The 26,067-nt window shown below is 51.9% G+C and carries 27 protein-coding genes, 1 tRNA gene and 1 other annotated feature; of the genes, 24 read left to right on the top strand and 4 right to left on the bottom strand.

Annotation, left to right across the window (positions count from 1 at the left end):
* Positions 1-5 precede the first annotated feature (5 nt).
* The 18 genes from KO087_RS05500 (at position 6) to KO087_RS05415 (ending at position 16,572) form a co-directional block, all read left to right on the top strand.
* Positions 6-1,046, top strand: coding sequence for a carbamoyl phosphate synthase small subunit (locus KO087_RS05500; protein WP_215508299.1), 1,041 nt, complete (start codon positions 6-8; stop codon positions 1,044-1,046).
* Positions 1,047-1,055: 9 nt separating this feature from the next.
* Complete coding sequence (gene carB, locus KO087_RS05495) at positions 1,056-4,277, top strand: carbamoyl-phosphate synthase large subunit (protein WP_215508298.1); 3,222 nt, start codon at positions 1,056-1,058, stop codon at positions 4,275-4,277.
* Positions 4,278-4,356: 79 nt separating this feature from the next.
* A complete protein-coding gene (locus tag KO087_RS05490) occupies positions 4,357-4,599 on the top strand; it encodes a glutaredoxin domain-containing protein (protein ID WP_215508297.1) in 243 nt (80 codons plus the stop codon).
* Positions 4,592-5,086 carry an energy coupling factor transporter S component ThiW gene (gene thiW / locus KO087_RS05485; RefSeq protein ID WP_215508296.1) on the top strand — a complete coding sequence of 165 codons (495 nt, stop codon included), beginning with the start codon at positions 4,592-4,594 and terminating at the stop codon, positions 5,084-5,086. The genes KO087_RS05490 and thiW overlap by 8 nt, the downstream gene beginning before the upstream one ends.
* 55 nt (positions 5,087-5,141) lie before the next feature.
* Positions 5,142-5,372, top strand: a binding site (T-box leader).
* A gap of 39 nt (positions 5,373-5,411) precedes the next feature.
* Entirely contained in the window at positions 5,412-5,918 is a 507-nt protein-coding gene (locus KO087_RS05480) for a tryptophan transporter (RefSeq protein ID WP_215508295.1), read from the top strand.
* A 119-nt stretch (positions 5,919-6,037) separates the two neighbouring features.
* Complete coding sequence (locus tag KO087_RS05475) at positions 6,038-6,871, top strand: energy-coupling factor transporter ATPase (RefSeq protein WP_215508294.1); 834 nt, start codon at positions 6,038-6,040, stop codon at positions 6,869-6,871.
* Positions 6,844-7,707: an energy-coupling factor transporter ATPase gene (locus KO087_RS05470; RefSeq protein WP_215508293.1), complete on the top strand. Its 864-nt coding sequence runs from the start codon at positions 6,844-6,846 to the stop codon at positions 7,705-7,707. The genes KO087_RS05475 and KO087_RS05470 overlap by 28 nt, the downstream gene beginning before the upstream one ends.
* The gene (locus tag KO087_RS05465; RefSeq protein WP_215508292.1) at positions 7,700-8,512 is read left to right on the top strand and encodes an energy-coupling factor transporter transmembrane component T family protein; all 813 of its coding nucleotides are present in this window, start codon (positions 7,700-7,702) and stop codon (positions 8,510-8,512) included. Before KO087_RS05470 ends, KO087_RS05465 begins: the two co-directional genes overlap by 8 nt.
* Positions 8,509-9,252 carry a tRNA pseudouridine(38-40) synthase TruA gene (truA, locus tag KO087_RS05460; RefSeq protein WP_215508291.1) on the top strand — a complete coding sequence of 248 codons (744 nt, stop codon included), beginning with the start codon at positions 8,509-8,511 and terminating at the stop codon, positions 9,250-9,252. Before KO087_RS05465 ends, truA begins: the two co-directional genes overlap by 4 nt.
* Positions 9,253-9,334: 82 nt before the next feature.
* Positions 9,335-10,198: an EamA family transporter RarD gene (gene rarD / locus KO087_RS05455; protein WP_215508290.1), complete on the top strand. Its 864-nt coding sequence runs from the start codon at positions 9,335-9,337 to the stop codon at positions 10,196-10,198.
* A gap of 111 nt (positions 10,199-10,309) precedes the next feature.
* A complete protein-coding gene (locus tag KO087_RS05450) occupies positions 10,310-11,017 on the top strand; it encodes a lantibiotic protection ABC transporter ATP-binding protein (protein WP_215508289.1) in 708 nt (235 codons plus the stop codon).
* Complete coding sequence (locus KO087_RS05445; protein WP_215508288.1) at positions 11,014-11,754, top strand: lantibiotic immunity ABC transporter MutE/EpiE family permease subunit; 741 nt, start codon at positions 11,014-11,016, stop codon at positions 11,752-11,754. The genes KO087_RS05450 and KO087_RS05445 overlap by 4 nt, the downstream gene beginning before the upstream one ends.
* Positions 11,751-12,491, top strand: coding sequence for a lantibiotic immunity ABC transporter MutG family permease subunit (locus tag KO087_RS05440; RefSeq protein WP_215508287.1), 741 nt, complete (start codon positions 11,751-11,753; stop codon positions 12,489-12,491). Before KO087_RS05445 ends, KO087_RS05440 begins: the two co-directional genes overlap by 4 nt.
* 38 nt (positions 12,492-12,529) lie before the next feature.
* On the top strand, positions 12,530-13,210 hold the full coding sequence (locus KO087_RS05435; RefSeq protein ID WP_285814622.1) for a response regulator transcription factor: 681 nt from the start codon (positions 12,530-12,532) through the stop codon (positions 13,208-13,210).
* On the top strand, positions 13,201-14,577 hold the full coding sequence (locus KO087_RS05430) for a sensor histidine kinase (protein ID WP_215508286.1): 1,377 nt from the start codon (positions 13,201-13,203) through the stop codon (positions 14,575-14,577). The genes KO087_RS05435 and KO087_RS05430 overlap by 10 nt, the downstream gene beginning before the upstream one ends.
* Before the next feature lie 111 nt (positions 14,578-14,688).
* Positions 14,689-15,063: a GntR family transcriptional regulator gene (locus tag KO087_RS05425; protein ID WP_215508285.1), complete on the top strand. Its 375-nt coding sequence runs from the start codon at positions 14,689-14,691 to the stop codon at positions 15,061-15,063.
* Positions 15,063-15,917, top strand: coding sequence for an ABC transporter ATP-binding protein (locus tag KO087_RS05420; RefSeq protein ID WP_215508284.1), 855 nt, complete (start codon positions 15,063-15,065; stop codon positions 15,915-15,917). Before KO087_RS05425 ends, KO087_RS05420 begins: the two co-directional genes overlap by 1 nt.
* Entirely contained in the window at positions 15,904-16,572 is a 669-nt protein-coding gene (locus KO087_RS05415; RefSeq protein ID WP_215508283.1) for an ABC-2 transporter permease, read from the top strand. The genes KO087_RS05420 and KO087_RS05415 overlap by 14 nt, the downstream gene beginning before the upstream one ends.
* Positions 16,573-16,614: 42 nt before the next feature.
* Here the strand turns inward: KO087_RS05415 and KO087_RS05410 are convergent.
* Positions 16,615-16,690 (bottom strand) — tRNA-Thr (locus KO087_RS05410).
* Positions 16,691-16,858: 168 nt separating this feature from the next.
* On the opposite strand from KO087_RS05410, the gene KO087_RS05405 reads away from it, so the two are divergent.
* The 5 genes from KO087_RS05405 (at position 16,859) to KO087_RS05385 (ending at position 22,170) form a co-directional block, all read left to right on the top strand.
* Positions 16,859-17,677 carry a tRNA 2-thiocytidine biosynthesis TtcA family protein gene (locus KO087_RS05405; RefSeq protein ID WP_349665973.1) on the top strand — a complete coding sequence of 273 codons (819 nt, stop codon included), beginning with the start codon at positions 16,859-16,861 and terminating at the stop codon, positions 17,675-17,677.
* A 1-nt stretch (position 17,678) separates the two neighbouring features.
* Positions 17,679-18,434 (top strand): exodeoxyribonuclease III, encoded by a 756-nt coding sequence (locus KO087_RS05400; RefSeq protein WP_215508281.1) that lies wholly within the window; start codon positions 17,679-17,681, stop codon positions 18,432-18,434.
* A gap of 81 nt (positions 18,435-18,515) precedes the next feature.
* Entirely contained in the window at positions 18,516-19,724 is a 1,209-nt protein-coding gene (locus KO087_RS05395; RefSeq protein WP_215508280.1) for an FprA family A-type flavoprotein, read from the top strand.
* A gap of 250 nt (positions 19,725-19,974) precedes the next feature.
* The gene (locus KO087_RS05390) at positions 19,975-21,069 is read left to right on the top strand and encodes a copper amine oxidase N-terminal domain-containing protein (protein ID WP_215508279.1); all 1,095 of its coding nucleotides are present in this window, start codon (positions 19,975-19,977) and stop codon (positions 21,067-21,069) included.
* A gap of 321 nt (positions 21,070-21,390) precedes the next feature.
* Positions 21,391-22,170 carry a copper amine oxidase N-terminal domain-containing protein gene (locus KO087_RS05385; protein WP_215508278.1) on the top strand — a complete coding sequence of 260 codons (780 nt, stop codon included), beginning with the start codon at positions 21,391-21,393 and terminating at the stop codon, positions 22,168-22,170.
* A 98-nt stretch (positions 22,171-22,268) separates the two neighbouring features.
* On the opposite strand, the gene gorA is transcribed toward KO087_RS05385, so the two are convergent.
* Together gorA and KO087_RS05375 are read right to left on the bottom strand one after the other, a co-directional pair.
* Positions 22,269-23,618 (bottom strand): glutathione-disulfide reductase, encoded by a 1,350-nt coding sequence (gorA, locus tag KO087_RS05380; RefSeq protein WP_215508277.1) that lies wholly within the window; start codon positions 23,616-23,618, stop codon positions 22,269-22,271.
* Between the two features lie 75 nt (positions 23,619-23,693).
* Positions 23,694-24,707 (bottom strand): YeiH family protein, encoded by a 1,014-nt coding sequence (locus KO087_RS05375; protein WP_215508276.1) that lies wholly within the window; start codon positions 24,705-24,707, stop codon positions 23,694-23,696.
* A gap of 100 nt (positions 24,708-24,807) precedes the next feature.
* Between KO087_RS05375 and KO087_RS05370 the strand changes: the two genes are divergently transcribed.
* A complete protein-coding gene (locus KO087_RS05370) occupies positions 24,808-25,668 on the top strand; it encodes a LysR family transcriptional regulator (RefSeq protein WP_215508275.1) in 861 nt (286 codons plus the stop codon).
* A gap of 172 nt (positions 25,669-25,840) precedes the next feature.
* Here the strand turns inward: KO087_RS05370 and KO087_RS05365 are convergent.
* Positions 25,841-26,067, bottom strand: a 227-nt coding sequence (locus tag KO087_RS05365; protein ID WP_215507030.1) for a transposase, incomplete at its 5' end; no start/stop codon positions are given.

The raw sequence follows: 26,067 nt of genomic DNA, 5'->3' as shown, positions 1-26,067 counted from the left end.
CGACTATGTATATTCAATTAGAAGACGGCACCGTCTTTACGGGCAAAGAGTTTAGCGGCAAAAAGCGCAGAGTAGGCGGTCGCTTTACGGTACACAGCACCATGATCGGCCACGAAGAAGTGATGACGGATCCGGCCAATTTAGATCGTATCCTGCTTTTCACCTATCCCTTGGTGGGCGGCTACGGCATGAATTTCGAGGACAATCAATCCGACGGCCCGACGATCGCGGCCTTTATCTGCCGCCGTGCCATGGAAAATGCCACGAATTTCCGCAGCGAAATGGATCTGAAAGAATACTTAAATTACTACGACGTGGTGGGCATCGAAGATGTCGACACCCGCGGGCTCATACGCCACTTAAAGGAAACGGGGATGCAACGGGGCGTCATTACCGACCGCCTCATGACGCCCTCTGAAATGGACGAATACTTCGCCGAACAAAACCCCAACACCATCGAAGAAGTGAGCACCATCGAGGTCACGGAAATCGAAGGGGAAGGCCCCACCATCGCCCTTTGGGACTTCGGCGTCAAAGACGGCATTTTAGAAGCATTAAACGACGCAGGCTACCGCCTCATCGTCTATCCCGCCATGACCAATTACGAAGCCATTTTGGCAGATAAGCCGGACCTCTTGTTCTTAAGCTCCGGCCCCGGCGTCGCCGCCCACTACCTGGATCTGGTTCACGACATCGGGCAAATGATCGGCAAGCTGCCCATTTACGGCATGGGCCTCGGGGCTCAGTTCCTGGGCCTGGCTTTAGGCGGCGATTTGGTGAAACTTGCCTCGCCCCACGCCGGCGCCTCCATCGCCGTAAAAGGTGAAGGGGAGCGGGTGTATATGACGAGTCAAAACAGAGAGTACGGCATCGAACACTTGCCGGAATCCGTGGCCATCGACTACAGAAACGTCGCCGACGAATCCGTGGAAGGCTTTACGGACAAAGAAAACAAAGCCGTCGGCGTGCTCTTCGATCCCTTCGGTCTGCCCGGCGCACGGGATTTGTTAAGCACACAATTAGCCCTTATCAGTGAATTAGCCTAGGAGGAAATCATGTCCCGCAACAAAGATATTAAAAAAGTACTCGTCATCGGCAGCGGCCCTATCGTCATCGGTCAGGCGGCGGAATTCGACTACTCCGGCACCCAAGCCTGTGAATCCCTTCGGGAAGAAGGGGTGGAAGTGGTCCTCGTCAATTCCAATCCGGCCACCATTATGACGGACAGGGAAGTGGCGGACAAGGTCTACATCGAGCCCTTGACCACGGAAGTCATCGAAAAAATCATCGAAAAAGAACGCCCCGACGCTTTGATCGCCGGCATGGGCGGGCAAACGGGCCTAAACCTTTCCATCGAGCTCTACGATTCCGGCGTCTTGGAAAAATACGGCGTGGACATTATCGGCACCTCCATTCCCTCCATTAAGAAGGGCGAAGACCGGGAAGAATTCCGTCAACTCATGGAAGAAATCGGCGAGCCCATTATCGAATCGAAAACCGTGGAAACCGTGGAAGATGCCGTAGCCTATGCAAAAATCATCGGCTACCCCGTGGTGGTGCGCCCGGCCTTTACCTTAGGCGGCACCGGCGGCGGCATTTGCGACACGGAAGCGGAGCTCAGGACCATCGCCCACGCCGGGATTCACCTTTCCCGCGTCGGTCAGGTACTCATCGAAAAGTGCATTACCGGCTGGAAAGAAATCGAATACGAAGTGATTCGCGATTCCAAGGGCAGCTGCATCTGCGTCTGCAATATGGAAAACATCGATCCCGTCGGCGTCCACACCGGCGACTCCATGGTCGTGGCACCGACCCAAACCTTGACGGACATCGAACACGGCATGCTTCGTGAAGCGGCCTTCCGCATCATCGAAGGCGTAGGCATCGAAGGGGGCTGCAATGTGCAGTTCGCCGTGGAGCCTAACAGCTTGCAATACGCCGTCATCGAAATCAATCCCCGTGTGAGCCGCTCTTCGGCCCTGGCATCGAAAGCCACGGGCTATCCCATCGCCCGCGTGGCGGCAAAAATCGCCCTGGGCTTGGGCCTCGACGAAATCGAAAACAAAATCACCGGCACCCGCTCCATGGCCTTCGAACCTTCCATCGACTACGTGGTCGTGAAGATTCCCAAATGGCCCTTCGACAAATTCTTTAACGCCGATCGCAACCTCGGCACGAAAATGATGGCCACCGGCGAAGTCATGGCCATCGGCCCCACCTTTGAAGTGGCTCTGTTAAAAGGCTTGCGCTCCTTGGAAATCGGTGCCTTCAGCCTCCTTCACCCCCGCTTCAAAACCATGGACATCGCTACATTAAAGGAAAATGTGAAGCGGCCCAACGACGAGCGCCTCTTCTATTTGGCGGCCCTTTTAAACACGGGCTACGACATTAACCGCCTCTCCAGAGAAACGGGCATGGACGCTTACTTCCTGCGGATCATTAAGCGCATCGTCGGCGTGGAAGCGGAACTGGAAGCCATGAAGAAGGAAGACTTGACGGAAGACAAGCTCCGCGAAATGAAACGGCTGGGCTTCAGCGACGAAATCATCGCCAATCGCTTAAACGTCAGCGAAAAATTCATTCGCGAGCTGAGAAAGCTCTTCGGCATCGAAGCCAAGTACAGAAAAGTGGACACCCAAGGGGGCCTCGCCGATGCCAAGGCCAATTACCTCTACTCCAATTACGAGGGCGAAGACGAATCCCCGGTTCACGAAGACAAGCGCCGCATCATCGTCATCGGTAGCGGCCCCATTCGCATCGGCCAAGGGGTGGAATTCGACTACGCCTCCGTCCACTGCGTCAAGACCCTGCGCAAAGAAGGCTACGAAACCATCATCATTAACAACAATCCCGAAACCGTCTCCACGGACTTCGACATTTCCGACAAACTTTACTTCGAGCCCCTTACGGCGGAAGATACATTAAACATCATCGAAAAAGAAAAACCCGAAGGCGTCATCCTCCAATTCGGCGGCCAAACGGCCATTAAGCTCGCCGGTGTCTTTAAAGAAGAAGGCATCCCCATTTTAGGCACGGATCCCACGGCCATCGACCGGGCGGAAGACCGTGAAAAATTCGACGCCATGTTGGAAGAGTTGAACCTCGTTCGCCCGAAAGGCGTCGGCGTCCACGGTGTGGAAGAAGGCATGGAAAAAGCGGAAAGCCTGGGCTATCCCGTCCTCGTACGCCCCTCTTATGTCTTGGGCGGCCAAGGCATGGAAATTTGCACCGCCGATGAAGATCTGCGCTACTATCTGGAAGAATCCTTCGCCATGGATCCCAAGCGCACCGTGTTAATCGACCAATACATTCAAGGCATGGAATGTGAAGTGGATGCCATTTGCGACGGCACCGACGTGTTCCTGCCCGGGATCATGGAACACTTGGAACGGGCCGGCGTCCACAGCGGCGACTCCATCAGCATCTATCCCAGCCGCCACATTTCGAAAAAAATGGACGAAGCCATCTTAGATGCCACGAAAAAAGTGGCACTGGAGCTGGGCGTTATCGGCATGATTAACATTCAATTCATCATTAAAGACGACACCCTTTACATGATCGAAGTGAACCCGAGAAGCTCCCGCACCGTGCCCTATCTCTCGAAGGTAACGGGCATGAACATTACGGAAATCGCGACGAAAGTCATGCTCGGCGACAGCTTAAAATCCATGGGCTACACCACGGGCATCGGCCCCGTATCCCCCACGACCTGCGTGAAGATCCCCGTCTTCAGTACGGAAAAACTCCACCGGGTGGAAGCGTCCCTGGGACCGGAGATGCGCTCCACCGGCGAAGTCTTAGGCGTGGGCCGCACGGAAGAAGAAGCCATGGCCAAGGGCTTTTTGGCCGCCGGCACAGACATTGCGGCGAAGAGCCGCCGCGCCCTGTGCACCATTCGCGACCGCGACAAAGAGGAATTTTTGCCCATCGCCAAATCCCTGGCGGAAGACGGCGTTACCTTCTACGCCACCAAGGGCACCAAGGCCTTCTTAAATCAACACGGCATCGAGGCCGAAGAAGTGCGCCGCATCGGCGAAGAAGCCCCCACCATGATCGACTTGATTCAAGGTGGCGAAATCGACCTGGTGTTCAACACCCCAACCAAGGGCAATGACTCCAAGCGCGACGGCTTCCTGATCCGTCGAAACGCTATCGAATGCGACGTGGAACTTTTCACCAACTTGGACAAGGCCAAGGTCTTTGCCCAAACCTTAAAGAACAATCCCTTAAAAGACGCCCTGAATCTTTACGAAATCGGCGACTACAACGTAAAGTAATGACTTAAAGGATTCACAAGGGTTAAGAACAAAATAAAAGAATAGCCGGCAGAAATGCCGGTTTTTTGTAGGAGGAGCAATGAAAATTTACGGAACGGACCTTTGCCCCGATTGTTTAGCGGCAAAGAAAATTTTAGACGAAAAGAACATTCCCTACGACTACGTGGACGTGACGAAAAACATCGCCGACTTAAAGGCCTTTCTGCAGCTGAGAGACACATCCCCCGCCTTCGATGAGGTGAAAAAAGCGGGAAACATCGGCGTGCCCGCCTTTATTTCGGAAGACGGCGGTATTTCATTTGAGGTGGAAGCATATGAATAAAAAGACTCGCCTCTTAACGGCTACGGCCATTCTCTGCGCCCTTTCCGTCACCTTGTCCACCTTGGTGGTCTTCCCCAATATGGCGCCCTTTCAACACGCCATCAATGTCATCGGCGCCGTGATCTTAGGACCTTGGTACAATTTCCTCTGCGCCCTGTTAACCGGGCTCATTCGCATGGGCACGGGCAGGCCCATTACCTCCGTCATCGGCGCCGTGGTGGGCGCCCTGCTCTCGGGCCTCGCCTACAAAAAAACCGCCTCCCTTCCCGCCACGTGGGTAGGCGAAGTCTTCGGCACGGGGATTTTAAGCGCCATCCTGTCCTATCCCTTTATGAAATACCTTTACGGATTGGATTTGGGCAGTCCCTTTTACTACATTCCCTTTTTCGTGCCCTCCACCGTCGTCGGTGCATCCATCGGCATCTTGGTGCTCTTGTCTCTGAAACGGGCGGGCAAACTCTCCGATCTGGAACTGTGGAAAAAGTAAAAAAGCAATTGCAATTTCATTTTTTTCTGCTATACTGTTAGTAATCCTAACAAATATGAAAACGTCGAGCAGAAGCAAGTAGCTTCAGGTGCCCTTCTCAGAGAGTCGGTGGTTGGTGTGAACCGATGAAGTTCCCTGTTGTGAATGGGTCTGTGAGTGCGAGGTGAAGAAAAGTAGCCGAGCCGGTTCTCCCGTTACCGAGATAGGATATGTTAGTATCTAAAATAAGATGCGTCCTTTTGGGCGCAACTAGGATGGCACCGCGAATTCACCATTTGCTCCTATACGAGCAAATGGTTTTTTTGTGCCGAGAAAAGGAGTTATTATGAACACGAAAACATTGGTACAGGGCGCAATTTTCATCGCATTGGGCACGATTTTACACGCCGTCGTCCCCGGATTTTTTAACGGCATGAAGCCGGACTTTATGCTTTTTTGCTTAATCGCTTACATTATTCTGAATCCGAAGCCCCTGCCTACCTTGGCCATGGGCGTAGCCACCGGCGTTATGGCGGCATTAACCACCCAATTCCCCGGCGGTCAATTGCCCAGCATGTTTGATAAAATCATCGCCGCATTCGCTGTCCTTTTTATGGTGCGCGCCTTCCCCGGTGACGGCAATATTACAAAAGCCATTATTTATTTTATCGCCACCGTCATCAGCGGCGCCGTATTTTTGGGAACGGCCCTGATCTTCGTGGGTCTGCCCGGCGATGCAGCCTTTACGGCCATGTTTGTCGCCGTGGTTCTGCCGACGGCAGTGATGACAGCGGTTTTAGGCGTGATCTTCGAAAGAGTCATCGCCGTGAATTACAAACGCAATCGCGCCTAGGCATTGAGAGCGAGGCGATCTCACCCTCGCTCTTTTTCTATGTCATTGAAATTGAGCGGGGCCTTTGGCCTGTGGTATAATGCATAAGTTAACGCAACAGTAGAAGCGAAGGAGCGCGTATGATCGAGATCAAAAATCTAGTCTATCAATACGAGGACGGCGTGAAATGTGCGGTGGACGGCGTGAGCCTCACCATCGAAAAAGGGGAATTCGTCGCCGTCCTGGGTCACAACGGCAGCGGCAAATCCACCATGGCCAAGTGTTTAAACGGACTCTATCGGCCCACCTCCGGCGATGTCATCGTCGATGAGATGAACACGAAAGATGAGGCGGATATTTGGAAGATTCGCGCTCGGGCGGGAATGGTCTTTCAAAACCCCGACAATCAAATCGTCGCCACGGTGGTGGAAGAAGACGTGGCCTTCGGCGCGGAGAATTTGGCCGTGGAGCAATCGGATCTTCGCCGGCGGGTCGACGAGGCGCTGGCGGCGGTGGAAATGACAGAATACAAAGACGATCAGCCCCACAAGCTTTCCGGCGGACAGAAACAGCGGGTGGCCATTGCGGGCATTCTCGCCATGAATCCCGATTACATTATTTTAGACGAGCCCACGGCCATGCTGGATCCCGTGGGACGTCAGGAAGTCATGAAAACCATCCTGCGTCTGAACAAAGAAGAGAAGAAGACCATTATCCTCATCACCCATTTTATGAACGAAGCCGTGCAGGCGGATCGGGTGGCGGTGATGGAAGAGGGCAAGCTCATTCTCGAGGGGCCGCCGCGGGACGTGTTTAATCAAGTAGACACCATGAAATCATTGGGTCTGGACGTGCCCCAGGTGACGGAGCTCGCCGCCCGATTAAAAGCCGTGGGCGTACCTCTGCCCGACGGGATCTTAGACAGAGAGGAGTTTGTCAGCGCCTTATGCCGAGTATCAGCATCCGAAATGTAAGCTACATTTATAATAAAGGCCTGCCCTTTGAAAAACGCGCTCTGGACGACGTGAGCCTGGACATCGGCGAAGGCGAGTTTATCGCCCTGGTGGGCCACACAGGCAGCGGCAAGTCCACCTTGGTTCAACATCTAAACGGCCTGATGGAGCCCACGGAAGGAGAAATCCTTTACGACGGCGTCAATTACCGGGAAAAGGGAAACAGCATCGCCGTCTTGCGCCAAAAAGTGGGCCTGGTGTTTCAATATCCGGAGTATCAGCTCTTTGAAGAAACCATCGCAAAAGACATCGCCTACGGCCCGAAGAATTTAGGCCTTTCCGACGAAGAAGTGGAAGATAGGGTGCGCCGGGCCATGGAAAAAGTGGGCCTGGACTACGACCAAAAAGGGGAGCAAAGCCCCTTCGCTCTTTCCGGCGGACAAAAGCGGCGGGTGGCCATTGCGGGCATTCTCGCCATGGAGCCGGAGGTCTTGGTCTTGGACGAGCCCACGGCGGGCCTGGATCCCCGAGGCAGCCGCGAAATTTTAGAAGAGATTCGCGGCATCTTTGAATCCACCGGCACCACCATCGTCCTCGTCTCCCACAGCATGGAAGAAGTGGCGCGACTGGCGAGCCGCATGATCGTTATGGACCGCGGCCGCGTCTCAATGGACGGCACGCCTCGGGAAATTTTTGCAAGAGAAAAAGAACTTCGCGCCATCGGTTTGGGCGTGCCCCAAGTGCGCCGCACCATGACCGATTTGGCGGAGAAAGGCATCGCCATCAAGGAAGACTGCATCACCGTCGATGAAGCATTCGACGAATTAAAGACATGGTGGGAGGGAAGACGTGCTTAAAGACATTACCATCGGGCAGTATTTCCCCGCCAAATCGCCGGTTCATTCCCTGGACCCCCGCTACAAGATCATTATTATGACGATTTTCATCGTCAGTCTGTTCTTCATCAATCATTTTTGGCCCTACATCTTTATTTTCGCCTGGCTCTTTTTCACCATCGCCGCGGCGAAAATTCCCGTGGGCATGGTGGTGAAGGGCTTAAAGCCCCTCCGGCTCATTTTAATCTTCACCTTCATTATGAATGTGTTCTTCATTCCCGGTGAGGTGATTTTCAAACTGGGCTTTTTAACCATCTCAAGAGAAGGCCTTACACAAGCAATCTTTATGGCCATTCGCCTGGTGCTCCTCGTTATGGGCACGAGCCTGCTTACCTTGACCACCTCGCCCTTGGCCCTTACCGAAGGCATCGAAAAGCTCATGAGCCCCTTAAAACGCGTCGGCTTTCCCGCCCACGCCATCGCCATGATGATTACCATCGCCTTGCGCTTCATCCCCACCTTAATCGACGAGGCGGACAAAATCATGAAAGCGCAAATGGCACGGGGCGCCGATTTCGAATCGGGCAATGTGTTGAATCGGGCGAAAAACCTCGTGCCCCTTTTGGTGCCCTTGATTTTAAACGCCCTTCGCCGGGCGGAAGAGCTGGCTACCGCCATGGAAAGCCGCTGCTACCGCGGCGATGAACACCGCACGAAATTAAATCCCCTTCAACTGACGGGAGAAGACCATCTGCTCTTTACCGCGAATATGATCTTCTTCATCCTCGTTTCCGCCACCCGGTGGATGCCCGTGCCCTTGCCATGAGAAACATTTTAATCACCATCGCTTACGACGGCACCCACTTTCACGGCTATCAGGATCAGGGGCCGAAAAAGCTCCGCACCGTGGAGACTCTGCTGCGGGCGGCTCTGGAAAAAACCGTGCATCATCCCGTGGCGCTGCAGTCGGCGGGCCGCACAGACAAAGGCGTCCACGCCCTGGGGCAGAAGGCCAACTTTCTCTCCGATACGCCCATCGATCTCGGCAACTTCCCCCGGGTAGTGAACTACCACCTGCCGCGGGATTTAAGCATTACCGAGGCCGTGGAAGTGCCCATGGATTTTCACGCCCGCTACGGCGCCAAGAAGAAGCACTACAAATACCGCATCTATAACAGCAAACAGAGAAACGGCATGCTGGATCGCTACGCCGCGCACGCCCCCTTTCCTCTGGATGTGGTGCGAATGGCGCGGGCCCTGAAAAAAATCGAAGGCTTTCACGACTTTTCCGCCTTCATCGGCCGCTACGCATCCCCGGCCAACCCCAAGCGGGCCATCGACGAAATTACCGTCACCCGAGCGGGAGAGATCATCGAGGTGGATTTTTACGGCAAAAGCTTTCTGAAAAACCAAATCCGCATCATCATGGGCTGCGCCATGGAAATCGGCCGCGGCCTCATGCCGGAAGATCAACTGCTCAAGGCCACGGAAACCCTGGACCGAAAGGATTTGGGCCCGACGGCTGCGGCCAACGGACTCATCCTCATGTCCATCGACTACGAATAGCACGAAAAACGTGCTATTTTTTTGCTTAAAACATGGCCTTTACGTGATAAGATAAAAGACAATACATAGAAAGAGGTGCACGATGCCCGGAAGTTTAAAAGTATTGGCCTGCTACTTAATGTGGGCCTTCCTCGTTTTGTATTGGCCCCTTTTCGGCGCCATGGATCCCTTGGCCGTTCTGTCCTTTCGAATCATCTTTTCCATGCTCTTTTGTCTCATTGTCATGCTCATTATGGGTCAGGGCCCTGCCATCCTCGCCTTAATGAAAGACAAAAGGCAGATGCTCTTTTTGCTCTTGGCGGGCATCACCATTACGATTAACTGGGGCGGCTACATTATCGCTGTCATGACCGGCCGCGTTATCGACGCCTCCCTGGCCTATTACATGTATCCCATCTTCTCCATCGTCCTGGGCTTTTTCATTTACAACGAACGGCTCCGGCCTCTGCAGTGGGTGGCCTTCGCCTTGGCCATACTCGGCGTTACCGTGCCCATCGTCGCCTACGGCAAGCTGCCCGTCTTTGCCATTATTATCGGCACCAGCTTCGCCTTCTACGGCGCCATAAAAAAACAAATCACCGCCTCGGGGATGCTGAGCATCTTTATGGAAACTTTCCTCGTCGTGCCCGTCGCCCTGATTTACCTCGTGGCCTTTAGCCACCTCGAAGGCCTTGGCGTGAGAGAATACCTGCTCATCCCCACCATGGGCGTCGCCACCACCGTGCCCCTCATCTTTTTTGCCGTGGGCATGAAAGACACGAGCCTATCCCTCGCCGGTGTCTTAATGTACATCAACCCCACCATCCAACTCCTCCTCGGCGTCTTCATCATGGGCGAGGAATTCACCACCATCCACGCCATCATGTTCGCCTTCGTGTGGTCCGGCGTGGTACTGTTTCTGGCGGACGGCTTCAGAGAGAGGAAGAAAACGGAGCATATAGAATAAATGTACCCGGCGATTCGCGGCATGGGCCATCGCCGGTTTTTTAGCGCTTCCTTATAAAATCCTTAAAGTTGTTCCGTATACTCTCCTTAGAAATAGAAGGAGGGATAAGCTATGGAAAAATATATTTTAGAAACAAAGGGCTTAACGAAGACGTTTAAAGAGCAAATTGCCGTGAATCATTTGGATTTAAAGGTGGAAAAAAACACCGTTTACGGATTGCTTGGGCCAAATGGCGCGGGAAAATCGACGACTTTAAAGATGATTGCGGGCATGCTTCACAAGACATCGGGAGATATTTTATTTGATGGACATCCTTGGAGCCGCAACGATTTAGCGGCGATCGGTGCCCTTATCGAAACGCCGCCTTTGTACGATAATTTAAGCGCTGAAGAAAATCTGAAGGTGAGAACCCTGTTATTGGGATTGGGCGACGAACGCATCGATGAAGTTTTGGACATTGTCGATTTAAAGGATACGGGGAAAAAGAAGGCGGGACAATTTTCCATGGGAATGAAGCAACGGCTGGGCATTGCCATCGCCTTGGTGAACCGACCAAAGCTATTAATTTTAGACGAGCCGACCAATGGTCTGGATCCTGAGGGCATTCGGGATTTGCGTGATTTAATTCGGAGTTTCCCGAAAAAAGGCATGACGGTCGTTTTATCCAGTCACATTTTAGGAGAAGTGGCGCAATCGGCCGACCACGTGGGAATTATCGTCGGCGGTGAATTAAAGTACCAAGAAAAAATTGCAGAAAACGACGATTTAGAGTCGCGCTACATGACGGTCGTCAATGGAAGCGAGGGGTGGCGCAAATGAAAAAATATATTCTCGCTGAGCATTTAAAGCAGAAGCATACCTTTTTAAAAACATTCGTCGTTATCATGTCCCTAATGCCCCTCGCCATGGCTTTCGTACTTATGCCGCCCTACTTTTCTGTCGATGCATACAACTGGTGGTATGTGATTCTATTGCCGGCGACCTTTGCTTTGGTACCAGCCATGGTGCATCGAAGAGATGAGAGAAAATTGGCTTACCGCGCCATTTTTTCTCTTCACGTCGATCTAAAAAAAGTGTGGGTTGCAAAAGTACTTGTGGCTTCAGTGTATCTTTTATTCGCCTCTGCCATCCACATGACGGGTGTCGGAATCCTACAATCTTTTCTGGGTAGTCAACTGACGCCGAATCTGGGGTGGGACACCCTACTTTTTGCCAGTGGTGTATTATTTTTTGTAAACCTGTGGCAAGTGCCTTTGTGCCTGTTTCTGGCGAAGAAGTTCGGCTTATCGGCCGCCGTGTCCATCAACATCTTGTTGGGCGCGGCATTGGGGGCTATGTTCGCTGATACGTCCATGTGGCTCCTTTGTCCCTACGCGTGGGGTGCGCGTTTAATGGTACCGATTCTGCACCTCCTGCCCAACGGTCTTGTGGCGGAAGTTGCCGAACCCATGATCGAAAACACGTCGATCATCATTCCCTGCGCGCTATCTCTTGGGATTTTTATCTTATTGTCCGGGATAACGGCTCGATGGTTTGCGACCCAGGAGGTAAAATGATGGGTAGAGTTTTAAAAGCAGAGCTTTATAAAATTAAACACACGTGGATTCTTTGGATCCATGGTATTTTACCGGTACTCTACGCCCTAGCCTTCTATGGGGCATGTCAATTTACCGGCATAAAAAATTTTATGCCCGATGAGACGATTCAGAACTATTTCACGCTTTTAGGCGCGGCAGTGCCCATCGTAGTCGGTGTTTTGATATCTAAAGTGGCGGAGATGGAAAGCGGCGCAGGCCATTTTCAACTGTTGCTTTCGGCGCCGTCAAGGACGAGGGCTTATTTGGGAAAAGCGGGGGCCCTGTTTCTTGGATTCATTTGGGCGACGTCCGTAGCCGTCGGCGTCTTTGGAGGGCTTTTCGGTCACCAAACACTTGCTGTTTGGTTTGCGGCGCTGTTGCTTCTTTTAGCCGCATCCGTTGCCGTCTACTTGATTCACTTGTGGGTGGCATTGGCACTGGGTTCGGTCCCGTCCATGGGGCTTGGTGTTGTAGAAACACTCATCGCCCTTCTCGCCATCACCGGATTAGGCGATAAGCTTTGGTATTTTATCCCCTGCACCTGGCCCGCACGCTTGCCGGGGACCTATATTTTAGCCAGTGCGCACCAAAACCATTCCCTTCTAGCAGCAGAGATGGCGAAGTGGGGATTTTCGGCCCTTCCCATGACGGCAGTGATCTTTATCGGCTCCGTCATTTGGTTTAATCGGTGGGACGGAGGACAATGGGGCGATTGAAATCCTATAAATAATCAATTAAGAAGAAAAAGCGCTAGATGCATAGCGGAGGTGATTTTGTGGCGACGATACTTGCCGTCGACGACGAAGAGGATATGCTCGTGTTAATCGAAAATATTCTGAAAAAGAATGGCCATTGCCTTCATGCGGTTCAAAATCCGTTGGAATTAGACGAAAACAGTTTGCGAAAATACGATTTGATTTTACTGGATGTCATGATGCCCGGGATGGACGGCATGACTTTCTGTAAAAAAATTCGTCGCATCGTGGACTGTCCCATTCTCTTTTTAACGGCAAAGTCCATGGAGGCAGACATTGTGGAAGGGCTTTTAAGCGGCGGAGACGACTACATTACAAAGCCTTTCGGCGTACAGGAATTGCTCGCGCGGGTGGAGGCGCACTTAAGGAGAGAGCAGAGAGAAAAACATGCCGGATTCAACCTTGGATCGATTCGCTTTGATCTGTCTTCAAAAAGCATTTTTGTAGAAGAAGAAAAAGTACCTTTGACGAAATCCGAGTACCGGATTTGTGTGCTTCTGGCTGAAAGAAAAGGGCAGGTCTTCTCGAAAGAGCAGATTTATGAACAGGTTTTCGGCTACGAGGGGGAAGGCGAACCATCGGCGGTTTCCGAGCACGTAAAAAACATTCGGGCGAAGTTTCAACGGGTCGGCGAAAAGCCCATTGCGACTGTGTGGGGAATTGGCTATAAATGGAACTAAATAAAAAAGGGCAGTCCCTAAAACTCGTCTTTCTTAAGTATTTGCTCAGTATCGCACTCGGTCTTGCAGCATCTGCGGGCCTTGCACTGGTTCTTTTTGTGGCGGCGTATCGATTGAACGGAATCGTACCAGCTGATGCGACGGAACAGTTAATTCTTCGAAACAAGGCGAAAATCGCCCAGGCAGAGCCATTTGATCCCGCTATGATTCCTGAGCACGTCGGTTACGCGTATTTCGCAGATAACGGGCATCTGGTCGACTCCAATATCTCGGCGGCGGAGAGGAAAAAAGCAATGGCCTTTCTCCGGGGGCAGGTAATGTCCACGCCGTCTTCCGCTTATATGGAGATCGAGCGCCGGGAGGGCGTGGTGGTAGCCCACTACACCCTGAAGCCTCGCTATTCCAATCCCTGGATGGAGGCCCACTTCCCTCCCGTAAATTATTTGTTTTCCGCCCTCATGGTAAGTTTATGCTTTATAAGCGCCATGACCATTACCCTGATTTGGGCGAGACGTTTGACGAAGCAATTGACGCCGATGATCGAAGCGTCGGAGGAAATCGCGAAACAGAATTTAGATTTTGAAATAGGGATGTCGACCATTAAAGAATTTAACGGTGTATTAAATGCTTTGGAAAAGATGAAAATCGCATTGAGTCGATCCCTGAGAGAAAAATGGACGGAAGAGGCGAATAGGAAAAACCAAATTTCCTCACTGGCCCATGATTTGAAAACGCCCGTCGCCATTATCCGGGGGAACGCGGAATTGTTGAAAGAGACGAAATTATCCGATGAGCAAAGAAGCTACGTTGATTTCATTGAAAAAAATTCGACGCGGATTTCGGCCTATGCCCACGCCCTTATGGAAGTGAATCAGTTCGGTGTTTCCGAGGAATTGGATTTAAAAAGATTGCATATTTCTGTTGTCGCGGAAAAAATAACGGCCCTGGCTCGGGAAATAGCGAACACTTATGGGTGCCCAATCGAGGAATCCTTGCATGTCGGAAACAGCTATGTGTCGGTGGATTTAAAACAATTGGAGCGAGGGGTGCAGAATCTACTCATGAATGCCATTCACTATGCGCCCGAGGCATCGGCTGTGGAACTGCTTATTTCAACAGGAGAAAACACCCTCGAAATGACCGTTGGCGATTACGGCCCCGGATTTTCCGACGAGGATTTAAAGCGAGCTTCGGAACCCTTTTATCGCGGCGATAAGAGTCGTCACAGCTCGATCCATTACGGCTTGGGACTTTACACGGCAAAAACCGTCGCCGACTTGCATCACGGCTATCTGAAAATAAAAAATCGCCCGTCGGGGAAGGGGGCGATGGTTACCTTGATTCTGCCTCTGGAACCTATTGCGTGAGAAAACATTGGAACGAAGGCCATTTCTAATCTGGTTAAGATTGGAAATGGCTTTTTTTTATTGACAAGTGTTCATTACTGTTATACACTGTTATGGAAATGAGGGATAGCCATGGACATCATCATTGACAATTCCGCCTCGGTTCCCATTTACGAACAGCTGCGGAATCAAATTCGCGATCAAATTATAAACGACGTGTTGGCATACGACGAAAAGCTTCCTTCCATTCGCGTCCTCGCCAAGGATCTTTCCATTAGCATTATGACGGTGAAAAAAGCCTACGATGCGCTGGAGGCGGATGGATTTATCGTGACGCGGCAGGGGAAGGGATCTTTTGTCGCCGAGAAAAACGAAAATGTGGCGCGGGAAATCGTGCAAAAAGAAATAGAAGGGCACATGGAAGCCGTTGTCGCCATTGCCAAGGATCACGGCATCGCCAAGAAAGATATTGTGGCCATGCTGGATGTGTTATTCGGAGGTGACTAATGGATCGAATCGCATTAAAAGAGATTCGCAAAGAATACAGCGCCTTTACTTTAAATGGGGTCAGTTTTCCCGTGAAAGAGGGATTTATTACGGGGTTTATCGGCCCTAACGGCTCGGGCAAGACGACCACCATTCGCGCTATTTTAAATCTCAATCATTTAAATGGAGGCGAGGTGCACTACCGCGGCGTGCGGCAGGAAGACAACGACTACCTGCAGGATGTGGGCATCGTCCTCGATGAATCTTATTTTCCGAAAGACTGGTCTGTGGAAGACGTGAACAATGTCTTGTCCGTGGGCTATAAAAATTGGAAGGGCGCGGAATTTTTGAAGCGCGTGGCCGCTTACGGCATCGACAAAAAACTAAATGTGAAGAGCCTCTCTAGGGGCATGACGACGAAGCTTATGCTCGCCGCCGCTCTGTCCCACGGCGCCAAGACCTTGATCTTGGACGAGCCCACCAGCGGGCTGGATCCCCGCTCTCGGGATGAATTTCGCGACACCATTCAGCGCTACATGGCGGAGGATGAGGAGAACACCGTGCTCTTTTCCACTCACATTACGGAAGATTTGGAGGCCATCGCCGATTACATCGCTTTCATTATGGACGGCGAGATGATTTTTTACGGCACGAAAGACGACTTTTTGGAGACTTATCGCATTGTAAAATGCAGTGAGGCGAATTTAAGTGGGATGGATCCGAAAAAAATTCTCGGCAAGAAAAAAACATCCACCCACGTGGAAGTATTGGTGACGGCAGAAGTCGCGAAAGCTTTCGGCGAAAACACCGTGGTGGAGAAGCCCTCCATCGACCGCATTATGACGTTTTACCATCGAGGTGATGAAGATGCTTAAAACCTGCAAAATGGATTTTTTGAGCATTCGCCCTTATATTACGTGGAAACCCATCGCTTTTTTCATCCTGTTTTCCGTGGGCTTTACTTATTTTACGGATCTTTCTTTTTTCCCCATGGTCTTCGCCATGACCATGTCTTTGATGATCATGACCTATCCCTTCGTCACGGGAGAAGATTCCGGGACGGAACGGCTCTACCGCATGATCGGCATGGAAGATGAGGACACGGTGCGGGGGCGCTACCTTTATTCTTTCGTGGTATTTCTCGTCACGACGCTTGTCGCCCTCGTCATTATGAACGGCGTGAATCTGGCGAAAAGCGGCGCGCTTATTATCGGCGAAAGCTTGGCCGTCGGCGGGGGTTATCTCGTCATGTACATCCTTTTTATGGACATCAATGTGCCGATTTTCTTTGCCGTGGGTCACAAAAAAGCCAAGGCAGTGGCCGGGGCAGCCCTCATCGCCGCGACATTAGTTGTCGTCGGCATATCCGGCTTTGCCGCCTCGGCATTCCCAAAGGAAGTCAAGGCCCTATACCTGTGGGCGACGAGCCACGTGGCACTCATCGTGCTTCTCGGCATCGTATTTTTGGTACTCATGACCGTGCTTTCCTATACGGCGGCTTTAAAAAAGTTCAAGAAGCGGGATTTGTAATCTGTGAAAAAGGCATAAAAAAAGACGCCCGTAGGCGTCATTTGGAGCTAACGAGGGGATTTGAACCCCTGACCTGCTGATTACGAATCAGCTGCTCTACCATCTGAGCCACGTTAGCGAGTACTCCTATTATTTTAGGCTATAGTAGCGGAAAATGCAAGGGGCGTGTAAAAATTATTTCAACGAGGCGGGCGGCGATTGAAACGGCCCGCCTTTTATAGTACCATGAGAGTGGTATGGTATGATCCCGGGGAGCCGGGATTTTTTAAATAGAGAGGACGAGCACGTGTCCATAGCAGAAATTGAACGAAGCATTATAAAAAAATATCGGAAGACCATTTGGCGCCGTTTCATTAAGGGCATCAACGACTACGATTTAATCGAAGACGGGGATGTCATCGCCGTAGCCATTAGCGGTGGCAAGGATTCTTTGCTTCTCGCGAAGCTTTTGCAGGAATTGAAGCGCCACGGCAAGAAGCAGTTTGAGCTTTTGTTTTTAACCATGGATCCGGGCTACCTGCCCGCCATTCGAACGCAGGTGGAGGAGACGGCGAAGGCCATGGGGATTCCCCTTCAGATCTACGACAGCAATGTCTTTGAGGTGGCGGAGGACATGGGCGGGGAGAAGCCCTGCTACATGTGCGCCCGCATGAGGCGGGGGAGCCTTTACGACAAGGCGAAGTCTTTGGGTGCGAATAAGCTGGCTTTAGGCCACCACTTCGACGATGTTATCGAGACGGTGATGATGAATGTGCTTTTCGGAGGCAGCTACAAGACCATGATGCCCAAGCTTCATTCCACGAATTTCGAGGGCATGGAGCTGATTCGCCCCATGATTTTTATTCGGGAATCGGACATTCGCCAGTGGGTGAAATACAATGACCTCACCCCCATCGACTGCGCCTGCACGGTGACGGCAAAGGAAAATTTCGGCGCCCGTGCCTATGTGAAAAACCTCATCGAGACCATTGCGGAGGAAAATCCCAACGTGGCCATGTCCATTTATCGCTCGGCGGAAAATGTGGAGCTCGGGGCGATTTTAGGCTATAAAGACAGCGAAGGAGAGAAGCACAGCTTTTTGGAACACTACGAGGAAGGAGAGTAGTATGCGACTGATTTCATGGAATGTCAACGGCATTCGCGCCGCCATAAAAAAGGGCTTTATGGACTTTTTTAACGGCGTGGACGCGGATATATTCTGCTTGCAGGAAACCAAGCTTTCCGCCGGCCAGCTGGATCTGGAGCTTGAGGGCTACCACCAATACTGGAACTACGCGGAGAAAAAAGGCTACAGCGGCACGGCGGTTTTCACGAAGGAAGAGCCCATTCACGTGTCCTACGGCATCGACATGGAAGAACACGACAAGGAAGGGCGGGTCATTACCTGCGAGTACGAGGATTTCTTCCTGGTAACCTGCTACACCCCCAATTCCCAACGGGGCCTGGCCCGCTTGGATTACCGCATGGAATGGGAAGAGGATTTTCGCAAGTACCTGAATATGTTGGATCAGGTGAAGCCCGTGGTGCTCTGCGGGGATTTAAACGTGGCCCACAAGGAAATCGACCTGAAAAACCCCGCGGCCAATCGTAAAAACGCGGGCTTTTCCGACGAAGAGCGCAGCCAATTTCAAAATCTCTTGGACGCCGGCTACACGGACACCTTCCGCCACCTTTATCCCGATGCGGCGGATCGCTACAGCTGGTGGAGCTACATCACCAAGGCCCGGGAAAGGAACGCCGGTTGGCGCATCGATTACTTTGTGGTGAGCGACCGTTTGGCCGATGCTATTGTGGAGGCAGACATTCGCGACGACATTTTCGGAAGCGACCACTGCCCCGTCTATTTAGAATTGGATATTTAGAGAATCCATTGAAAAATAGCGGGTAACAAGGTAAAATCTATTGTGGTATATGAAATGAATTTTTAAAAGAAAGGTGATACAATGGCAGCAACGCGATTTGTAAAAATCAATGATCACGTCCATTACATCGGTGTAAACGACCGCTACACCCATTTATTCGAAGGCATGTGGCCCCTGCCCGACGGCATCAGCTACAACTCCTATCTCTTCGACGGCGGCAGCAAGACCTGTCTTTTAGACTGTGTCCGCATCGACTCCGTGTCGGAATTTTTCGAAAAATTAGACGACGCCCTTAACGGCAGAAAGCTCGATTTTGTCGTGGTCAACCACATGGAACCGGACCACACCTCTTCTTTAAAGAGCGTGTTGGAACGCTACCCGGAATGTAAGATCATTACCAACAAAAAAGCCGTCACCATGATGGAAAACTTCTACGCCATCGGCGAAGACCGCGCCATTCTCGTAGGAGACGGCGAATCCGTGGACATCGGCGAGAGGAAGCTCACCTTTTACACCACGCCCATGGTTCACTGGCCCGAATCCATGGTCTGCTTCGAAGAAGAAACGGGCATTCTCTTCAGCCAAGACGCGTTCGGCGGCTTCGGCACCTTAGACGGCGCTATTTTCGACGACCAAGTGGATTGGGAAAAATACCGCGAAGAAACCATTCGCTACTACACCAACATCGTCGGCAAGTACAGCGTGCAAGTCATCCGTGCTCTGAAGAAATTAGGTGGCTTGGACATTAAGATGATCTGCCCGGACCACGGCCCCGTATGGCGCGACAACATCGGCCGCATCGTGAGCCTTTACAGCGATTTAAGCGAACAAAAAACCGAAGACGGCGTCCTTATCGTCTACGGCTCCATGTACGGCAACACGGAACAAGTCGCCGAAGCCATCGCCCGCTCCTTGACCCAAGAAGGCGTGCGCAACATTCGCATTCGCGACGTATCCAAGACCCATATCAGCTATTTAATCAGCGAAACCTGGAACTACAAGGGCATTATCTTGGGCTGCCCCACCTACAATGTCGGTCTGTTCCCGCCCATGGCCAATTTGGTCGAAGTGCTGAAGAAACAAAAAATGAAAAACCACATCTTAGGCACCTTCACCAACGCCAGCTGGGGCGGCGGCGCGGAAAAAGTATTCGCCGCTTTCGCCGAAGAAAGCAAATGGGACGTGCTCCCCACCACCGTGGATGTTATGGGCGCCCCGAAACAAGAAGACTTAGACAAATGTGCACAATTGGCCAAGGAAATGGCCGAAGCCTTAAAGGCAAGCAAGTAATGAGAAGCGTCGGGAAACCGGCGCTTTTTTTATTGTACGGAAATATTTCATCGGCCGAGAGCGATGGTGGCCTTGCCCATAAAGCATTGAAAAACTGTCGGGGGGGGGTATAATAAAAGTAGGAAAGCACAAATTCTTCTGCTACGATCCATTGATTATGGGTGTTTTTTGTAAATTCACCGTGGAAGCAAGAGATGACGTGAGTGTAAGATAAAATGCAATCATCTATGGATGATCGAAGGAGGTATTTATGAAAAAGTTAGCCACATTGTTACTCTGTTTCCTGCTCCTTCCATCGGCGGCCTTGGCGAAGGGGCCCGATCCCATTGCGGTTTACGTCAACGGCCGGGAACTTTTTACCGAAGATGCGGCGCCCGTCATTCGCCACGACCGCACCTTCCTGCCCTTGCGGGCCGTCACCGAAGAATTGGGCTACACCGTGGCATGGAACGGAGACAAAAAAGAAGTCACCTTGACGAAGGGCGACGCCTCCGTGGTCATGACCATCGGCAAGAAATCCTATCGCCTGGGCGACAAGACGGCCTCCATGGACGTGGCTCCTTATTTGGAAAAGGACCGCACCTTTATTCCGGCTCGCTACCTAGGCGAGGCCACGGGTCTTCCCGTCAAGTGGATGCCGAAGGCGCGCATCGTCACCGTGGGAAGCTATCCTCAAAAAGACGCACCGACATCGCGAACCGTGGACCGGGTGATTTTTTGCGGGCAACTCTTGGACACATCGGACTACGTGGAAAAAAACGGCAAGGTCTTCATCGACGAAGAGGTGGTCATGGAAAAGGCATGCTATCTGCCTGTGAAAGACGATAAAAATGTGTCCTTTAAAACGACGCGGGAGAAGATCATTCAAATACCCATTCGAAAGGATACCGTCCTCCGTCAAGGCGACAAGCGCTACGTGAACATGGAAACGGTCTTCGAATCGCAGAAAAAGACCGTCTGCTATGATGAAGAGAAACATCTTCTCATCTTAGGCACCTTTGATCGAAGGGATTTGGCCTACAGCGACATCACAAAAAAAGAAAGCCTGACCAAACCCGACATTACCTGGGACTGGCCGGAAGACGGCATCGAAGGCGTGGAAGTGGTAAAGGGCAAAGGCAGCATCGCCTTTAAGTTTAAAGCCACCGGCGAAATTTTAGGCACCATCGAAGAAAATTCCAAAGACTTCCCGAAAAAAGGCCAGCTCCTCTTAGGCGCGAAAGACGGGAACTATTTGGTCGCCACATTGAAAGAAAAAGAACCGCGAAAACAGGGCGAGGTGCCGAGCCGACGCTCCTACGCCATCGACGGCATTATGTCCGTCTTGACTTCGGTAAAGATGTAAAATTAAAAATCAAGTACACGACAAAGGGCGAAAGCATCTCGGTGAAGAGATGCTTTTTTGCATTAGAAAACCCTCGGTTAGATCGGGGGTTCCCTTGTTGAACGAAAAATTTCATCGGGCGTAAGCGGTCGATGCCCCGTGCTCATATAAGTATTGAAAAACTGTCGGGGGGGGGGTATAATAAAAGTAGGAAAGCACAAACTCTTCTGCTACGATCCATTGATTATGGGTGATTTTTTGTAAATTCACCGTGGAAGCAAGAGATGACGTGAAGTGTAAGATAAAATGCAATCATCTACGGATGATCGAAGGAGGTTTTTTATGAAAAAGTTGGCCACATTATTAATCTGCTTGCTGCTCCTTCCCTCGACGGCCCTGGCGAAGGGGCCGGATCCCATCGCGATTTACGTTAACGGCCGGGAGCTGATAGCCGAAGAAACGACGCCCGTCATTCGCCACGACCGCACCTTTCTGCCACTGCGTGCCGTCACCGAAGAGCTGGGCTACACCGTGGCGTGGGACGGCGATAAAAAAGAAGTGACCTTGACGAAGGGCGATGCTTCCGTGGTCATGACCATCGGAAAGAAATCCTATCGCCTGGGCGACAAGACGGCCTCCATGGACGTGGCGCCTTACCTCGAGAATGATCGCACCTTTATTCCGGCCCGCTACTTAGGCGAGGCCACGGGGCTTCCCGTCAAGTGGATGCCGAAGGTGCGCGTCGTCACCGTGGGAAGCTATCCCCAAAAGGATGCGCCGGCCGGCGAGCGCATCTATGTGAAAGACGTGGACATGTCCTTTGTGCTGCCCAAGGATGTGGCGATCTCCTACAAGCTCGAAGGCACATGCCTCCACTTCTACGAAAAATCCAATGACGATGCGGGCAGCGACGGCTTCCTCTTCTCCCTTTCCCGTGTGGAAAATCCGCGGACGGAGTGGTACAATTGGCCCGTCATTCTCGCCTACAAAGACGGCGTTTATTACGGCGCGGATTTCAGGGGCGACCCGGCGATGATTCAAGACAAGGCCCTGAAGGAAAAATTCGAAAAGGCGAGTGACCGCATCGACGATATTCTCATGACGGTTCGCGTAGGAAAATAAAGAGACGAAATCCTGTCGGCGATGTTGCCGGCGGGATTTTCATTTTCAAGAAAAAACGCCTCTACCAAGCTCAGTAGAAGCGTTTTGTTTTTTATTCATTATCTCATGGTAACCATTTCTTCCGCCCCGGTGGGGTGAATGGCCACGGTGGCGTCGAAGTCGGCTTTGGTGGCACCCATTTTCACGGCCACGGCAAAGCCCTGCATCATTTCGTCCACGCCTTCGCCGACGGCGTGAATGCCCACGATTTTCTCCTCCTCGCCGGCGCAGACGAGAAGCATTTTATTGGTGAGCCCGTCTGCCGCCACGCTGGAGCGCATGTCCGTAAAGGAGGTGTCGTAGACCTTGATGTTTTCTTCGCCGTAGGCTTTTACAGCAGCTTTTTTTGTGAGGCCCACGGAACCCATGGGCGGGTGGGAGAAGACCACCGTGGGAATGTCTTCGTAGACCAAGTGGGCGTCTTTCTTGCCGCCGAAGAGGCGATCGGAAAGGCGACGTCCGGCGGCAATGGCCACCGGAGTGAGATCCAATTTCCCAGTGACATCGCCGACGGCATAAATGCCCTTTTGGCTCGTATTTTCGTAAGTGTCGGTGACAATGCGGCCCTTGTCGTCCACATCGACGCCGGCCTTGTCTAAACTCAGATCCTTCGTGTTGGGGGTGACGCCGCCGGCCCAAAGGATGCGGTCGTAGACGGCGGTGGTGCCGTCTTTAAAGGTGATTTTTATGCCTTCATCGACCTTTTCGAAGCGCTTGGATTCCGTGTCGAAGTGAATGTTCACGCCGCCTGCTTGAATCATTTTCGTGACTTCATCGGTAATGGCTTCGTCGAATTTCTTTAAGATCCGATCGCCCCGCACCAGGTAGTGGACCTCCACGCCCATGCCGGCGAGGAAGGAGGAAAGTTCCGTGCCGATGTAGCCGCCGCCGACGACGGCCACGGATTTCGGCAGTTCTTCCCAGCGGAAAAAGTCGTTGGAATAATCCACCAACTCGCCGCCCTCAATGGGGCAGGGCGTGGGGGAGGCGCCGGATGCAATGGTAATGTGCTCGGCGGTGTATTCTTCGCCGCCCACTTCCACGGTGTTGGCGTCCACAAAGCGTGCTTGGCCCTGAATGTGGGTAATGCCGTTGTTCTTCATGTTTTTTTCGTAGGCGCTTCGAGCCCGATCCACATAGGCCATTTGGGACTCCCGCAGCTTCTTGTAGTCGAAAGACCATGGGCCGAGGTCATAGCCGTAGGGCGATGTTTCCGTTTCCAGTGTGCGGCGAATGCCCGAGGCGTACCAAAGGATTTTTTTCGGCACACAGCCCCGGTTCACGCAGGTGCCGCCTAATTGGTTTTGTTCGACGACGGCCACCTTGGCGCCGTATTGGGCTGCCCGATTGGCCGTGGCAATGCCGCCGCTGCCGCCGCCGATAACGATATAATCAAATCTATGAGACATAAGAACTCCTTTCACAGATAAAATAGCGTAATAAAAAAAGAGGATTCCATGATCCTCTTTTTAATATACCCATTTTTATACGAGACCCATAAAATATTCAACGCCGATGGCGACGATAACCACGAGGGCGGAAATCACGAAGCCGTGAAGCATGGGGCCGGTGCCGGCGCTCTTCATGTCTTTTAACGACGTCTTCAGGCCAATGCCTGCCAGGGCCATAACCATAAGGAATTTGCTGATGACCTTGAAGTTTTGGCTGACTACAGCGGGAATAAAGCCGGCGGTGTTAATGACCGTAAGTGCCAGGAAGCCCAGAATGAACCAGGGAACCACGTGGGTTAGGGAGAATTTTGCTTTTTCGTGTTTGTGTTCCGCTTTGGATTTTAAGTGGGCGCTGATTAAGGCGAAGATGACGACGGTGGGAATGATGACCAGCGTTCTGGTCAGCTTTACCATGGTGGCGAAGTCCCCGGCGCCGTCGGAGAAGGCGTAGCCTGCAGCCACAACCGACGAGGTGTCGTTCACCGCCGTGCCTGCCCAGAGGCCGTAGGCCATGTCGGAAAGGCCCAAGGCGTGACCCATAAGGGGGAAGGCGACGATCATGACCATGTCGAAAATAAAGGTGGCGCTCATGGCGTAGGCGATGTCCAAATCGTCGGCTTCAATGACCGGGGCGATGGAAGCGATGGCGCTGCCGCCGCAAATGCCCGTGCCGGCGGAAATCAGATTGGACATTTTCCAGTTCAGTCCGAAGAATTTACCGGAGAAGTGGCCCAAGCCGAAGCAGGTGAGCAGAGTAAAGATCATGACGGAAAGGGACAGGCGGCCCACTTGGAATACTGTGGCCATGTTTAAGGATGCCCCCAATAAAATAATCCCCAGCTTCAATAATTTTTTCGAAGCGAAGGTGGCGCCTTTGTGGACGGGATGGTCGGACGCTAAAAAATGATTGATGATCATGCCGATAAACAGAGCGATCACCGAGGCGCTGATTAAGGGCATAGGCAGTATGCTTTCGATAAATTTTGAGGTCGCGGCGATGACAACGGTCAACAGGACCCCGGGAATAATTGCTTGGATGGATTTCAACGGTATGCTCCTTTCTTTGTGCATTGATCATCTCATAAAACTGAGATAAAATAAAATTATAATTCATTATGGAGCGATAACGAAACGATATGGAGGCATTGTGGACATTCGATTAAGTACCTTTTTGGAAGTCTTGGCCACGGGCAATTACACTCGGGCGGCGGAAAATTTACACATCACCCAACCGGCGGTGACCAAGCACATGCGTTCCTTGGAAGAGGAATTCGGCGCCGTGTTTTTCCGCTACGACGGAAAGAAGATGGTGCCTACCGAGGAGGCCCGTGTGCTGGAAAACTACGCCCGCAGCCAACAGAAAAATTACCGGGACACACTGGATCATTTTAGAAAAGAAAAGGCCCGCACAATTCGCATCGGCCTTACGAAAACCCTGGGGGAATACGCCTATGCCCAAAAGCTCGCCGCCTTGGTGAAGGATCGGCCCAATGATTTCGTCTTGACCGTGGACAATACGGAAGCCCTTTTGGAGCGGCTGCGAAACGCCCGCTTGGATTTTCTCATGGTGGAAGGGCAGTTTGCGAAAAACGAATTTGATTTCGATGTGTTAAAAGAAGAAACCTTTACCGGCATCTGCAGCGTCGATCACCCTTACAAGAACCGCACCCTTGCCATGGAAGAGGTGACCGGGGGCTGTTTGGTCGTGCGAGAGTCGGGGAGCGGCTCACGGGAAATCCTCGAAGATAAACTGCGCTACAAAGGTTACGAAGTGCGGGACTTTAAGCGTCTGGTGACCACATCGAGTTTGGCCTTAATTTCGCAATTGGTGGCGGCGAATGTAGGCATCTCCTTCGGCTACGAAAGCCTTGCGAAAAACAATCCCCGCCTCGCCACCTTTCACGTGGAGGGAATCACCGATCGCCACGAATTTACCCTGGTGGCATTAAAAGGCACCGGCGGCATCGAATTGTACCAGCGATTAACGGAAGGCGATGAATCCCTGTAAACACAGAAAGTGAAAAGTCCTTTCCCCGAGCATAGGGTAGAGGGCTATTTTTATGTTTGTTTCGCAAGCGTCGTGTTTGTATTTTAAAAGTCGGCAAAAAGAAGGTTCTATGTCAACCATTGGGGAGTCTAGTAAAAACTAGGCTCCTTTTTGTTTTCCTACACACCCTCACTCACTTATCTTTTGAACAAACAAAAAGCAGTTTCGTGCGGAAATGATGAAAGTTACGCATTCCAAAGGCCACGCGCTTCACCGTCTTGATCTTGTTGTGCGTTCCTTCCACGTAGCCGTTACTCCACGGGTAATCAAAGCTGTTGGTGATCTCCTCGAACCAGTTGTTGTAGGCACGTAAGCAGTGGCGCCACTCCTTTAGCCCGCTTTTCTTTGCCTCTTCCATCC

The organism is Peptoniphilus rachelemmaiella (assembly GCF_943169845.1).
GTDB classification, from domain to species: domain Bacteria; phylum Bacillota; class Clostridia; order Tissierellales; family Peptoniphilaceae; genus Aedoeadaptatus; species Aedoeadaptatus rachelemmaiella.
This window is presented reverse-complemented; position numbering and strand designations above follow the sequence as displayed.

Excerpts from the sequence above, each read along its gene's own strand:
- KO087_RS05420 (WP_215508284.1), top strand. The coding sequence starts at position 15,063 with ATGGATCGAATCGCATTAAAAGAGATTCGCAAAGAATACAGCGCCTTT.
- KO087_RS05470 (WP_215508293.1), top strand. The coding sequence starts at position 6,844 with ATGCCGAGTATCAGCATCCGAAATGTAAGCTACATTTATAATAAAGGC.
- KO087_RS05430 (WP_215508286.1), top strand. The coding sequence starts at position 13,201 with ATGGAACTAAATAAAAAAGGGCAGTCCCTAAAACTCGTCTTTCTTAAG.
- KO087_RS05415 (WP_215508283.1), top strand. The coding sequence starts at position 15,904 with ATGAAGATGCTTAAAACCTGCAAAATGGATTTTTTGAGCATTCGCCCT.
- KO087_RS05400 (WP_215508281.1), top strand. The coding sequence starts at position 17,679 with ATGCGACTGATTTCATGGAATGTCAACGGCATTCGCGCCGCCATAAAA.
- KO087_RS05440 (WP_215508287.1), top strand. The coding sequence starts at position 11,751 with ATGATGGGTAGAGTTTTAAAAGCAGAGCTTTATAAAATTAAACACACG.
- gorA (WP_215508277.1), bottom strand. The coding sequence starts at position 23,618 with ATGTCTCATAGATTTGATTATATCGTTATCGGCGGCGGCAGCGGCGGC.
- KO087_RS05425 (WP_215508285.1), top strand. The coding sequence starts at position 14,689 with ATGGACATCATCATTGACAATTCCGCCTCGGTTCCCATTTACGAACAG.
- KO087_RS05435 (WP_285814622.1), top strand. The coding sequence starts at position 12,530 with ATGCATAGCGGAGGTGATTTTGTGGCGACGATACTTGCCGTCGACGAC.
- KO087_RS05480 (WP_215508295.1), top strand. The coding sequence starts at position 5,412 with ATGAACACGAAAACATTGGTACAGGGCGCAATTTTCATCGCATTGGGC.
- thiW (WP_215508296.1), top strand. The coding sequence starts at position 4,592 with ATGAATAAAAAGACTCGCCTCTTAACGGCTACGGCCATTCTCTGCGCC.
- truA (WP_215508291.1), top strand. The coding sequence starts at position 8,509 with ATGAGAAACATTTTAATCACCATCGCTTACGACGGCACCCACTTTCAC.
- KO087_RS05500 (WP_215508299.1), top strand. The coding sequence starts at position 6 with ATGTATATTCAATTAGAAGACGGCACCGTCTTTACGGGCAAAGAGTTT.
- KO087_RS05445 (WP_215508288.1), top strand. The coding sequence starts at position 11,014 with ATGAAAAAATATATTCTCGCTGAGCATTTAAAGCAGAAGCATACCTTT.
- KO087_RS05395 (WP_215508280.1), top strand. The coding sequence starts at position 18,516 with ATGGCAGCAACGCGATTTGTAAAAATCAATGATCACGTCCATTACATC.
- carB (WP_215508298.1), top strand. The coding sequence starts at position 1,056 with ATGTCCCGCAACAAAGATATTAAAAAAGTACTCGTCATCGGCAGCGGC.
- KO087_RS05450 (WP_215508289.1), top strand. The coding sequence starts at position 10,310 with ATGGAAAAATATATTTTAGAAACAAAGGGCTTAACGAAGACGTTTAAA.
- KO087_RS05390 (WP_215508279.1), top strand. The coding sequence starts at position 19,975 with ATGAAAAAGTTAGCCACATTGTTACTCTGTTTCCTGCTCCTTCCATCG.
- KO087_RS05385 (WP_215508278.1), top strand. The coding sequence starts at position 21,391 with ATGAAAAAGTTGGCCACATTATTAATCTGCTTGCTGCTCCTTCCCTCG.
- rarD (WP_215508290.1), top strand. The coding sequence starts at position 9,335 with ATGCCCGGAAGTTTAAAAGTATTGGCCTGCTACTTAATGTGGGCCTTC.
- KO087_RS05490 (WP_215508297.1), top strand. The coding sequence starts at position 4,357 with ATGAAAATTTACGGAACGGACCTTTGCCCCGATTGTTTAGCGGCAAAG.
- KO087_RS05475 (WP_215508294.1), top strand. The coding sequence starts at position 6,038 with ATGATCGAGATCAAAAATCTAGTCTATCAATACGAGGACGGCGTGAAA.